The 13,784-nt window shown below is 74.1% G+C and carries 3 protein-coding genes; all 3 read left to right on the top strand.

All coding sequences use genetic code 11. The features are described from left to right. The first annotated feature begins 64 nt into the window (after positions 1-64). From DFQ13_RS15540 to DFQ13_RS15550, 3 genes are read left to right on the top strand one after another with little or no spacing between them, the layout of a single operon-like run. Positions 65-5,134: a non-ribosomal peptide synthetase gene (locus tag DFQ13_RS15540; protein WP_219994467.1), complete on the top strand. Its 5,070-nt coding sequence runs from the start codon at positions 65-67 to the stop codon at positions 5,132-5,134. Beyond that, entirely contained in the window at positions 5,131-9,540 is a 4,410-nt protein-coding gene (locus DFQ13_RS15545) for a MupA/Atu3671 family FMN-dependent luciferase-like monooxygenase (protein WP_110080315.1), read from the top strand. The genes DFQ13_RS15540 and DFQ13_RS15545 overlap by 4 nt, the downstream gene beginning before the upstream one ends. Further along, the gene (locus tag DFQ13_RS15550; protein WP_110080316.1) at positions 9,537-13,784 is read left to right on the top strand and encodes a type I polyketide synthase; all 4,248 of its coding nucleotides are present in this window, start codon (positions 9,537-9,539) and stop codon (positions 13,782-13,784) included. The genes DFQ13_RS15545 and DFQ13_RS15550 overlap by 4 nt, the downstream gene beginning before the upstream one ends.

The raw sequence follows: 13,784 nt of genomic DNA on the forward strand, positions 1-13,784 counted from the left end.
CGGACCCAGCAGTCCTCGTTCCCCCGAACACCCTGCCGCCCACCGCATGGGAGCACTGACGCACATGTCTCCGTCGTCCCCGCTGTTCCAGGACGTCTTCCACCACCACGCCGCGACCACCCCGACCGCCCCCGCGGTCCGGTTCGGCGACCGCGCGCTCACCTACGCCGAACTGGCCGACCGGGTGGACCGGCTCGCCGCCGCGCTGCTGCGCCGCGGGGTGCGCCGGGGCGCCCTGGTCGGCGTCGCGGCGCGGCCCTCGCTCGAACTGGCGGTGTCGATCCTCGGCATCCTGCGCGCGGGCGCGGCCTGGCTGCCGCTGGACCCGGCCTACCCCGGTGAGCGGCTGCGCTACATGGTCACCGACGCGAAGGTGGGCCTGCTGCTCGCCGACGGCCCGACCGGTGACGTGCTCTCCGGCGGGGTCGTCGACGTGCTCTCGCCTGCGGCGGGGGAGGACCCGGCGGGTGTCGAGTTCCCCGAGGTCGGCCCCGAGGACCTGGCGTACGTCATCTACACCTCGGGCTCGACCGGTCGGCCCAAGGGCGTGCAGCTCACCCACGGCGGCCTGGCCAACCTCGCCGCCGCCCAGCTCGGCCTGTTCGAGGCCGGTCCCGGGGCGCGGGTGCTCCAGTTCGCGCCGACGAGCTTCGACGCGTCAGTGTTCGAGATCGCCATGGCGCTGGGCTCGGGCGCGGAGCTGCTGCTGGCCCCGCGCGACGCCATCGCCCCCGGCCCCGGCCTGGCCGACTTCCTGCGCGCGCACCGGGTCACCCACGTGACGCTGCCGCCGTCGGTGCTGGCCACCGTCGGCCGGGCGGAGCTGCCGGAGCTGCGGGTGCTGGTGTGCGCGGGCGAGGCGCTGCCCGAGCCGTTGGCCGAGCAGTGGTCGCCCGGCCGCCGGATGTTCAACGCCTACGGCCCGACCGAGACCACGGTGTGGGCGAGCACCGCCGAGGTGGTGCCCGGAGGCGGCAAGCCCGGCATCGGCACGGTCATCCCCGGCGCCACCGCCCACGTCCTCGACGAGCAGGGGCGCCTGGTCCCCGCGGGCACCACGGGCGAGCTGGCGATCGGCGGCGCGGGTGTGGCCCGCGGCTACCTCGACCGCCCGGAGCTGACCGCGGAGAAGTTCATCGACCACCCGGTCACCGGCGAACGGCTCTACCGCACCGGCGACCGGGTGGTCCAGGCCGCCGACGGCACCCTGGACTTCCTCGGCCGCGTCGACCACCAGGTCAAGCTGCGCGGCTTCCGGATCGAGCCGGGGGAGGTCGCCGCCGAGCTGGTCGCGCACCCCGCCGTCACCGACTCGGTCGTCGTGGTCCGCGACGACGGCGCGGGGGAGCGGCTGGTCGGCTACGCGGTGGCCGACGGCGTCACCGGCGCCGACTTGGTCGAGCACCTGCGCGGCCTGCTGCCCGCGCACATGGTCCCGTCGGCGGTGGTCGTGCTGGCGGAGATGCCGCTGAGCCCCAGCGGCAAGATCGACCGCACCGCGCTGCCCGCCCCCGAACGCGAGCCGGGCGCCGACTACGTCGAACCGAGCACCCCCACCGAGCGCGCGCTCGCGGAGATCCTGGTCGAGCTGCTGGGCCTGCCCAGGGTCGGCGTGAACGACGACTTCTTCGACCTCGGCGGGCACTCGCTGCTCGCGGGCCGCTACGCCGCCCGGGTCCGCTCGTCGCTGGGTCGGGAGCTGCCGCTGGGCAGGCTGTACGAGACCCGCACGGTCGCCGCGACCGCCGCCCTGCTCGACGCGGGCGGTTCCGGGGAGGACGCCCCCGCGGTGCCGCCGATCACCGCGGGCGCCGTCGCCGAGGGCGAGCCGGTCGCGCTGGCGCACCCGCAGGAGCGGATCTGGTTCCTGGAGAGCCTGTCCCCGGGCAACCTCGCCTACAACGCGCAGGCCACCATCCGGCTGCGCGGCCCGCTCGACGTCGGGGCGCTCCGCGCCGCGCTGGACGAGGTCGTGCGCAGGCAGGCGATCTACCGCACCGCGTTCCTGCCGATCGACGGCAGGCCGATGCAGGTCGTGCACCCGCCGATGCCGGTGCCGCTGCCGGTGCTCGACCTGACCGACCTGCCGGAGGACGCCCGCGAGGAGCGCGCCGAGGAGATCGTCCGCGAGACCGTGGCCGACCCGTTCGACCTCGTCGCGCCGCCGCTGGCCCGCTGGGTCCTGGTGCGGCTGGCCGCCGACGACCACTCGCTGATCCACGTCGAGCACCACCTGGTGCACGACGGCTGGTCCTACGGCGTGTACCTCAACGAGGTGCAGGAGCTCTACACCGCCACCGTGGAGGGGAAGCCCTCGCCGCTGCCCGAACTCCCGGTGTCCTATGTGGACTTCGCGGCGTGGCAGCGCGACTGGATGCGCGGCGACGTCCTCGACCGCTACCTGGGGTTCTGGACCAAGGAGCTGGCCGGGGCCCCGGCCGCGCTCGACCTGCCCACCGACCGGCCGCGACCGGCGTCGCAGAGCTTCGCCGGGCGCGCGCTCAACCTCGACCTGCCCGGCGACCTGTGCCAGGCGCTGCGCGCCTACAGCCACGCCCGCGGCGTCACCCTCTACAGCACCATGCTCGCCGGGTTCGCCGCGGTCGTCTCCCGCTACGCCCAGCAGGACGACGTGGTCGTCGGCAGCGGGGTGGCCAACCGGCGCCTCGCCGACGTCGAGCAGGTCATCGGCATGATCGTGAACACGCTGGCGCTGCGGGTGCGCCTCGACGGCGAGCCGACCTTCGACGAGCTGGTGCGGCGCACCCACGAGACCGTCGGCCGGGCCAACGAGTGGCAGGACATGCCGCTGGACAAGCTGGTCAACGCGCTGCCGCTGCGGCACGACCCGTCGCGCAACCCGCTGTTCCAGGTCATGTTCAGCTTCCACGACTCGCAGGTGCCGAGCCTGGAGTTCGCGGGCCTGACCGGCACGGTCAAGGAGCGGCACAACAACTCCGCCAAGACCGACATCAACGTGGTGGTCATCCCGCGCGCCGAGCAGCGCGCGGGCCGGGGCCTGGACGGCAGCGCGGGCGCGATCACCCTGATCTGGGAGTACGCGACCGACCTGTTCGACGAGTCCACCATGCGGTTGATGGTGGAGAGGTTCCAGACCCTGCTGCGCGCCGCGGTCGCCGCCCCGCACACCCCGGCGTCGCGGCTCCCGCTCACCACCGACGCCGACGAGGCCCGCCTGGTCGCCGCCGCCACCGGCGACCGGGTGCCGTTCCCCGACGGGGCCACCATCGCCGAGCTGTTCGCCGAGCAGGTCGCCGCCGACCCGGCCGCGGTGGCCATAGTGGACGGCGAGGTCGAGCTGACCTACGCCGAACTCGACGACCGCGCGGGCCGCATCGCCACCCTGCTGCGCGAACGCGGGGTGGACCGCGAGACCCCGGTCGGCGTCATGCTCGAACGCGGCCACGAGCTGCTGACCGTGCTCCTCGCGGTGGCCAAGGCGGGCGGGGCGTACGTGCCGCTGGACCCGTGCTACCCGCAGCAGCGGCTGCGCTGGATGCTCGCCGACGCCGACGCCCCGGTGGTCGTCACCCGCTCCGGCCTGCGCGACCGGCTCGGCGCCCGCACCGGGGTGCTCGCCATCGACGAGTGGTCCGACGCGCTGGCCGAAGCCGCGCCGTGGACCGGGCCGACCGGCGCCCGCGCCGACACCATCGCCTACACCATGTTCACCTCCGGCTCCACCGGCAGGCCCAAGGGCGTGCAGGTCCCGCACCGCGCGATCGCCCGGCTGGTCAAGGGCAGCACCTTCGCCGCCTTCGGCCCGGGGGAGCGCTTCGCCCAGGTCGCCGACGCGTCCTTCGACGCGCTGACCTTCGAGCTGTGGGGCGCGCTGCTCAACGGCGGCGCGGTCTGCGTCATCCCCTCCGACGAGCTGCTGGCCCCCGGCGGCCTCGGGCGGGCGCTCAAGGCGGGCGGGGTCACCGGGATGTTCCTGACCTCGGCGCTGTTCACCGAGGTCGTGGCCGGGCACCCGGACAGCTTCTCCGGGCTGCGCACCCTCATGGTCGGCGGCGACGCGCTCAACGTCGGCCGGGTGCGCGCGCTGCTCGCCCTGGACCCGGCGCAGCGGCCGGACCGGCTGGTCAACGGCTATGGCCCGACCGAGACCACCACGTTCGCGGTGTGCCACCACATCGAGCACGTCGCCGAGGGCGCGCCGTCGGTGCCGATCGGGCGGCCGATCGCCAACACCACCGCGCACGTGCTCGACGCGCGGCTGCGCCCGGTGCCCGACGGCGTCCCCGGCGAGCTGTTCCTGGGCGGCCCCGGTGTCGCCCGCGGCTACGCCAACCGCCCGGCGCTGACCGCCGACCGGTTCCTGCCCGACCCGTTCGCCGCCGACGGCTCCCGGCTCTACCGCACCGGCGACCGGGTCCGCAGGCTCGGCGACGGCACGATCGAATTCCTCGGCCGCGTCGACGACCAGGTGAAGATCCGCGGGTTCCGGATCGAGCCCGGCGAGGTCGAGTCGGCCCTCGGCGAGCACCCCGGCCTGGCCCAGGTCGCGGTCGTGGTGGACGAGCCGCCGTCGGGCAAGCGCCTGGTCGCCTACACCGTGGCCCGGCCGGGGCAGCAGTTCGGCCCGACCGCGCTGCGGGAGTTCCTGGCCGACCGGCTGCCGCCGCACCTGGTGCCCGCGGTGTTCGTGGAGCTGCCGGAGCTGCCGCTGACCGCCAGCGGCAAGCTCGACCGCCGCGCGCTGCCCGCCGTCGGCGACGAGCGCCCGGCCTCCGGGGACTTCGTGGCACCGCGACCGGGCACCGAGACCGAGTTGGCCGACCTGGTCGCCGCCGCGCTGGGGCTGGCCAGGGTCGGCGCGCACGACGACTTCTTCGCCCTGGGCGGGCACTCGCTGCTGGCCATGCGGCTGGTCGCCCGGATCAACGAGATGTGGTCCTGCGACGTGGCCCTGCGCGACTTCCTGCACACCCCCACCGTGGCCCGGCTCGCCGAGCGGGTGGACGCCACCAGGGGCGGGGGCGGTGCCGCCGCCATCGGCGCGGGACCCGGCGCGGAGGAACTGCTGCTCGACCGGCTCGACGAACTGACCGACGAGGAAGTGGACGCACTGTTGCGCGAGACCGAGCTGAACACGGAGACCGAGCGATGACCGACGTGACCGCGGCGCCGCCCGACCGGCGCGCCCAGTTGGCGGCGAAGCTGCGCGAGCGGATGGCCAACCGCCACCACCCGCTGTCCTACCCGCAGCAGCGGCTGTGGTTCCTCGAACAGCTCGACCCGGGCAGCGCCGTCTACCTCGTGCCGCTGGTGCACCGGATCAGCGGCCCGGTCGACGTGCCCGCCCTCGAGCACGCGCTGACCGAGGTCGTGCGCCGCCACCAGGTGCTGCGCACGGTGTTCAAGGACGTCGACGGCGAGCCGCGGCAGTTCGTCGAGCCGCCGGTCCCGGTGCTGGTGCCGGTGCGCGACCTGTCCGGCGAGGACGACCCGACCGCCGTGGCCGCCGAGCTGGCCGCCGCAGAGGCGCGGGCGCCGTTCGCCCTGGACTCCGGGCTCAAGCTGCGCCCGCTGCTGCTGTCCCTCGGCGCCGACGAGCACTGGTTCTGCCTGACGCTGCACCACATCGTGTGCGACGGCTGGTCGCTGGGCCTGCTCGACGCCGAGCTGTCCGAGCTGTACCGGGCCCGGCTGGCGGGCGAGGAGCCGGTGCTGCCGGAGCTGCCCACGCAGTACGCGGGCTTCGCCGAGTGGCAGGTCGGCAGGCTGACCGGGGAGCCGTTGCAGGAGGCGCTGGGCTACTGGCGGGAGAAGCTGGCGGGCGCCCCGGCGCTGGCCACCCTGCCCACCGACCTGCCCCGGCCGCCGTCGCAGACCCACGCGGGCGCGCACCTGGACTTCACCGTCGCCCCCGAGGTCGCCGCGGCGGTTGCCGAGCTGGCCAGGGCGTCCGCGGCGACGCCGTTCGCGGTGCTGCTGGCCGCGTTCTCCGCGCTGGTGCACGCCTACACCGGGTCGGCGGAGGCCATCGTCGGCTCCCCGGCCTCGGCCCGCTCGCGGGCGGAGATCCAGCACCTGGTGGGCTTCTTCGCCAACACCGTCGTGCACCGGGTCGACCTGTCCGGGAACCCCACGTTCGCCGAGCTGGTGGCCAGGGTCCGCGAGGAGTCCCGGGCCACCATGGCCAACCAGGACCTGCCGTTCGAGAAGCTGGTCGAGGAGCTGCACCCCAGCCGCGACCCCGCGCACAACCCGCTGTTCCAGCTCATGTTCAGCTACCACGACGTCGACGCGGGCGCCGGGCTGCGGTTGCCCGGCTGCGAGGTCGTCATGGTCCCCGGCGACACCGCCACGGCGAAGTTCGACCTGACGCTGAGCATGACCAACTCCGCCGACCGGCTCGGCTTCCGGCTGGAGTACTGCACCGACCTGTTCACCGAGGCCACCGCCCACCAGCTCGGCGAGCACTTCCAGACCCTGCTGGCGGCCGCGGTCGCCGACCCGGAGCAGCCCGTCGGCCGCCTCCCGGTGCTGACCGAGGTGGACCTCGACCGGGTGCTGGTCGACTGGAACCCCACCGGCGCCCCGATCGGCGACGAGCTGATCCACGAGCTGATCGCCGCGCAGGCCGCCCGCACCCCGGACGCCCCCGCGCTGCTCGGCGCCGACCAGGCGCCTACGGACGCGCTGACCTACCGGCAGGTCGACGAGCGGGCCGAGGCGCTGGCCGCCCGGCTGCGCGCGCACGGCGTCGGCCCGAACGTGCCCGTCGGGGTGTACCTGGACCGCTCGCCGGACCTGGTGATCACCCTGCTGGCGATCCTCAAGGCGGGCGGCGGCTACCTGCCGCTGGACCCCGGCTACCCGCCGGACCGGGTGGCGTTCATGGTCGTGGACTCCCAGGCCCCCGTCCTGGTCACCCGCGGCGGCCTGGCCCGACGGCTCACCGCGCTGCCCGCCACCGTGGTCCGCCTCGACGACGAGCAGACCGCGGTGGACAGCGCGCCCGCCGCCGGGCGCGGTTCGCAGCACGACATGGCGTACCTGATCTACACCTCCGGGTCGACCGGCAAGCCCAAGGGCGTCGTGCTCTCGCACCGCAACGCGCTCAACTTCTTCACCGGCATGGACCGGGTCCTCGGCGGCGACGCCCCGGGCACCTGGCTCGCGGTCACCAGCATGTCCTTCGACATCTCCGTGCTGGAGCTGCTGTGGACGCTGGCCCGCGGCTACCGGGTGGTCGTGCGCGGCGACGAGCCCACGGCGACCACCGCGGCCGACTCCGCGCCGGTGCCCGCCTCGGTGCAGACCCGCAAGATGGACTTCAGCCTGTTCTACTTCGGCGGCGACAAGGGCGGTTCCCCGGAGGACCGCTACCGCCTGCTGATGGAGGGCGCGAAGTTCGCCGACCGCAACGGGTTCACCGCCGTGTGGACCCCGGAGCGGCACTTCCACGAGTTCGGCGGGCTCTACCCGAACCCGTCGGTGACCGCCGCCGCCGTCGCGGCCGTCACCGAGAACGTGGCCGTGCGCGCCGGGTCGGTGGTGCTGCCGCTGCACGACCCGCTCCGCGTCGCCGAGGAGTGGTCGGTGGTGGACAACATCTCCGGCGGCCGGGTCGGCATGTCGATCGCCTCCGGCTGGCAGCCCAACGACTTCGTGCTCGCCCCGGACAACTACGCCGACCGCAAGAAGATCATGATGGACCGGTTGGCGGAGCTGCGCGCGCTCTGGCGCGGCGGCGAGGCCCGGCGCCGCAACGGCGTCGACGCCGAGACGTCGGTCAAGGTGTTCCCCCGCCCGGTGCAGGCCGACCTGCCGGTCTGGGTGACCAGCGCGCGCAGCCCGGAGACCTTCCAGATGGCGGGTGAGGCGGGCGCGGGCCTGCTGACCCACCTGCTCGGCCACTCCATCGAACAGCTCTCGCACAAGATCGCGCTCTACCGGCAGGCGTGGCGGGAGAGCGGGCACCCCGGCGACGGCCAGGTCACGGTGATGCTGCACTCCTACGTCGGCACCGACGTCGACGCCGTGCGCGAGATCGTCCGCGAGCCGCTGTCGGCCTACATCAAGTCCTCCTTCGACCTGCTCTCCGGCCTGGGCCAGGCGATGGGCAAGGACGTCGACCTCAAGAAGCTGCCGGAGGACGAGCTGGACGCCCTGGTGGCGCAGGCGTTCGACCGCTTCTTCGAGACCTCCGGCCTGCTCGGCACCCCCGAGCACTGCGCCGACATCGTCGACCGGCTCAAGCTGATCGGCGTCGACGAGGTGGCCTGCCTGGTCGACTTCGGCGTCGGGCACGACGCGGTGCTCGACTCGCTGGAGCAGCTCGCGGTCGCCAAGGAGGTCAGCGAGGACCGGGCGCGCAAGGCCGCGGCCGACGAGCCGGTGCCCGCGCAGCTGCGCCGCCACGGCGTCACCCACCTCCAGTGCACCCCGTCGCTGGCGGCCATGCTGGTCGAGGACGACGACTCCCGTTCCGCGCTGGGCGGGCTGCGCCGCATCCTGGTCGGCGGCGAGGCCCTGCCCGGACCGCTGGCGGAGAAGCTGGCAACGCTGCCGAGCGCGGGCGCGCACAACATGTACGGCCCCACCGAGGCCACCGTGTGGGCCACCACCTGGGAGGTCTCCGACACCGAACCGGTCGTCATCGGCTCACCGCTGGCCGGGGTCAGCGCCTACGTCGTCGACGCGCACCTGCGCCCCACCCCGATCGGCGTCCCCGGTGAGCTGCTCATCGGCGGCGAGAGCATCGCCCGCGGCTACCTCGGCCGCCCGGCGCTGACCGCCGAGCGCTTCATCCCCGACCCGTTCGGCGCGGTCCCCGGCGCCCGGCTCTACCGCACCGGCGACCTGGTGCGCAGGCGGCGCACCGGCGAACTGGAGTTCCTGGGCAGGCTCGACCACCAGGTGAAGCTGCACGGCCACCGGATCGAACTCGGCGAGATCGAGGACGCCGTGCGCGCCCACCCCGACGTGCGCGCCGCGGTCACCACCGTGCGCGGCACCGAGGCGGCCCGGCACCTGGTGGCCTACTGCGTGCCGGTGCCCGGCGCGGCGCAGGCGCTCACCGACACCTCGGTCAAGGCGTTCCTGGCCAAGTCGCTGCCGGACTACATGATCCCGGCCGCGGTGGTGCTGCTCGACGAGCTGCCGCTCACCCCGAACGGCAAGGTCGACCGGGCCAAGCTGCCCGACCCCGAGCAGAAGCGGACGGTGGCCTACCAGGCCCCGGAGACCGACCGGGAACGGGCGACGGCCGAGGTGTTCGCCGACGTGCTGTCGGCGCCGCGGGTCGGCCTGGACGAGAACTTCTTCGACAGCGGCGGCAACTCGCTGCTCGCCGTCCAACTGCGGATGCGGCTGGTGGCCGTCCTCGGCGACCGGCTGTCGCTGGTGGACATCTTCCGGTTCCCGACCGTGCGCGCGCTGACCACGGCGCTCGCCGAGGACGCGGGACCGTCGACGGAACTGGACGAGGCACGGCAGGCGGCGGGGCGGCGCGCGGCGGCGCTCGGCCGCCGGGCCAAGGCGCGCGGGAAGCGGAGCGGTCAGTGAGCGACACCAACCAGCCCACCGGGGAACCGGACGAGGGCCTGGAACCCATTGCGATCATCGGGATGGCGTGCCGGGTGCCCGGCGCCACCACCCCGCCGGACTTCTGGCGGGCGATGCGCGACGGCATCGAGTCCATCACCCGGTTCGGCCGCGACGAGCTGATCGCCGCGGGCACCGCCCCGGAGACCCTGGACGACCCCGACTACGTGCCCGCCTCCGGGCACGTCGAGGGCGCCGACCGGTTCGACGCCGGGTTCTTCGGCTTCAACGCCGGTGAGGCCGAGACGATGGACCCGCAGCACCGGGTGCTGTGCGAGACCGCCTGGGCGGCGGTGGAGGACAGCGGGCACGACCCGGCCGACTTCGGCGGCACCGTCGGGGTGTTCGCGGGCACCTTCATGAACAAGTACCAGATGGCGAACCTGGCCACGAACCCCCGGTTCCAGCGCTCGCCGATGGCGCCGCTGGCCCGGATGTTCAACGACAAGGACTTCCTCGCCACCCGCATCGCGCACCTGCTGGACCTGACCGGCCCGGCGATGACCGTGCAGACCGCGTGCTCGACCTCCCTGGTCGCCACCCACCTGGCCTGCCAGTCGCTGCTCAACTACGAGTGCGACGCCGCGGTCGTCGGCGGCGTGTCGATCAACGTGCCGCTCAAGACCGGCTACCCGGTGGCCGACTCCGGGCTGTTCAGCCCGGACGGGCACTGCCGCCCGTTCGACGCCGACGCCAAGGGCACCGTCCCCGGCAACGGCGCGGTGACCCTGGTGCTGCGCAGGCTCTCGGACGCCGTGGCCGACCGCGACCACGTCTACGCGGTCATCCGCGGCAGCGCGGTCAACAACGACGGCTCGCAGCTCAAGGCCGGGTTCGCCGCGCCGAGCGTGGAGGGCCAGGCCCGGGTGATCACGGCCGCGCACGTGGTGGCCGACGTCGACCCGGGCACCATCGGCTACGTCGAGGCGCACGGCACCGCCACCCAGGTCGGCGACCCGATCGAGATCACCGCGCTGACCCAGGCGTTCGACACCGAGGCCACCGGCTACTGCGCCATCGGCTCGGTCAAGGCCAACATCGGCCACCTCGACGCGGCCGCGGGCATCGCCGGGCTGATGCGCGCCGCGCTCGCGGTGCACCACGCGCAGATCCCGCCGAACGCGGGCTTCACCGCGCCCAACCCGCTGCTGGGCCTGGAGCGCACCCCGTTCTACGTGCCCGCCGAGGCCGCCGACTGGGACAACTCCGAGCACCCCCGGCGCGCGGGCGTCAGCTCCTTCGGCGTCGGCGGCACCAACGCCCACGTGGTGCTGGAGGAGGGCCCCGAACCGCCCGCCGCCCGCCCGGCCCGGCCGTGGCAGCTCCTGCCGCTGTCGGCGCGCACCCGCACCGCGCTCGACGCCGCCACCGACCGGCTCGCCGCGCACCTCGACGGCGACGGCGCCCGGGTGCCGCTCGCCGACGTGGCGTTCACCCTGCAAGCGGGCCGCCGCGGCTTCGAAACCCGGCGCTTCGCCGTGTGCGCCGACACCGCCGACGCGGTCCGCGCGCTGCGCGGCGAGGAAGCCAACCGGCTCGACACCCGGGCCGCCACCGACGGGCCGCGCGAGGCCGTGTTCGCCTTCCCCGGCGGCGGGATGCAGCACCCGGACATGGGGCTCGACGTCTACCGCAGCGAAGCGGTGTTCCGCGCCGAGGTCGACGAGTGCGCCCGCCTGCTGGAGCCCCGCCTGGGCTTCGACCTGCGCAGGCTGCTGTTCCCGTCGGCGTTCGCCCCGCTGGAGGGCAAGGGCGTCAGCGGCGGCGGGGTGATGATGGGCCGCGACCAGGGTGCCGGGGTGGTGTCCTCGCTGTTCGTCGTCGAGTACGCCCTGGCCAAGCAGCTCATGGCCTGGGGGATCACCCCCGCCGCGATGATCGGGCACAGCCTCGGCGAGTACGTCGCGGCCTGCCTGGCCGGGGTGTTCAGCCTGGCCGACGCGCTGGAGATCACCCTGGCCCGCGGTGAGCTGTTCGCCCGCATGGCGCCGGGGAAGATGCTGGTCATCCAGCTCCCCGAGGCCGAGGTGGAGCCGCTGCTGCCGGAGCGGATCTCGGTGTCGGCGGTCAACTCCCCGGACCTGACCGTGGTCGCCGGACCGGACGAGGACATCGCCGCGTTCACCAGGGAGCTGCGCGCCAAGGACATCGACTGCCGCAAGGTCAGCGTGCCGGTGGCCAGCCACTCGTGGATGGTGGAGCCGTTCCTCGACGAGTTCGTCGCCAAGGTCTCCGCGCTGGCGCTCAACCCGCCGCGGATTCCGTTCGTCTCCAGCGCCACCGGCACCTGGATCACCGACGAGCAGGCCACCGACCCGCACTTCTGGGGCAGGCACCTGCGGCAGCCGGTGCGCTTCGCCGACGGGGTGCGCGAGGTGCTGGCCACCTCGAACCGGGTGCTGCTGGAGGTCGGCCCCGGCAAGGCGCTGACCTCGCTGGCCGCCGGGCAGCGGATCGCCCCCGCCCCGGTCGCGGTGTCCACCATGGGCCTGGCCCGCGACACCCTGCCGGACCTGGCGCACCTGGTCACCGCCGTGGGCCGCCTGTGGCAGGCCAACGTGCCGGTCGACTGGGTGGCCTTCCACGGCGAGGCCGAGCCGTCCCGCGTCCCGCTGCCGACCTACCCGTTCGAGGGCAAGCGGCACTGGGTCGAGGCCGGGCGCCTCCAGGAGAACGTCGTCGCGGCGGTCGCCGCCGCGGTCGAGGAAGTCCTGGGTGATGAAGCCCTTGGCGAGAACGGCGCAGACAACCGCCTACAACCGCGCACCGACCGTGAGCGCAAGGTCGCCGAGATCTGGTGCGACCTGCTCGGCGTCGAGTCGGTCGGGGTGGAGGACGACTTCTTCGACCTGGGCGCGCACTCGCTGATGGTCACCCAGGTCACCAAGGAGCTGCGCCGGATGGGCGCCACCTCGCTGACCGCCCGCGACGTCATGTCCGCGCCCACCGTGGCCGCCATGGCCGCGCTGGTCGACCGGGCGCTGGGCCTGGGCGACGGCACGCCCGCGGGCACCGGCCCGGTGCTGGAGGACGAGGTGGTGCTCGACGAGTCGATCACCACCGACGGCCTCGCCCCCATGTCCACGGAGGACCCCAAGGCGATCCTGCTGACCGGGGCCACCGGCTTCGTCGGCGCCTTCCTCTGCGCGGAGCTGCTGCAGCGCACCAAGGCGACCGTGCACTGCCTGGTCCGCGCCGCCGACGAGGCCGCCGGGCTGGAGCGGGTGCGGGCCAAGCTCGACTCGTTCGGGCTCACCGGACCCTGGCAGAGCAGGCTCAAGGTCGTCATCGGCGACCTGTCCAAGCCGCTGCTGGGCCTGGGGCAGGAGCGGTTCACCGAACTGGCGGGCCAGGTCGACGCGGTGCACCACTGCGGCGCGTGGGTCAACTTCGTCCGGCCGTACCGGGCGCTCAAGGCCTCCAACGTGCTGGGGACGCAGGAGGTGCTGCGCTTCGCCACCACCGTGCGGCTCAAGCCGGTGCACCACGTGTCCACCCTGGCGGTGCTGGCCGGGGCGTTCCTCACCGACGCCAGGGTCATCTCCGAGAACGACCCGCTGCCCCCGCCCATCGGCCACGACACCTCCTACAGCCAGAGCAAGTGGGTCGCCGAGGGCCTGGTCGACATCGCCCGCTCGCGCGGCATCCCGGTGTCGGTCTACCGCGCGGGCGGGGTGCTCGCCGACAGCCGCAGCGGCGCCACCAACGCCGACGACTACGTCACCAAGGTCATCCAGGGCTGCGTGCAGCTCGGCCTGGCGCCCAGCCGCCGGTACGCGCTGTCGGTCGGCACGGTCGACCACCTGGTGCGGATGATCGTGGAGCTGTCGCTGCGACCCGAGGGCCTGGGCCGCAACTACCACGCCATCGACCCGAAGCCGCTGGAGTGGAACGTCCTGTTCGAGGAGATCCGCCGCTTCGGCCACGACGTCGAACTGGTCCCGTTCGACCGGTGGCGCACCACCCTGGTCGAGCACGTCGACCGCGACGGCGAGGACAACGCCCTCGCCCCGCTCATGGCGATGATCGGCGAGACGCCCGACCGGGACATGCCGGTCATGGACTGCGGCAACGTGCTCACCGTGCTCCCGCCCGACCTGGCCCGCCCACCCGCGCTCGACCCCGAGTACTTCCGCAGGATGCTCGACTACTTCGTCCGGGGCAGGCTCCTGCCGCCCGTTCCCGCCACCACCACGGGGGTCTGA

The sequence above is a fragment of the Actinokineospora spheciospongiae genome (assembly GCF_003182415.1).
Classification (GTDB): Bacteria; Actinomycetota; Actinomycetes; order Mycobacteriales; family Pseudonocardiaceae; genus Actinokineospora; species Actinokineospora spheciospongiae.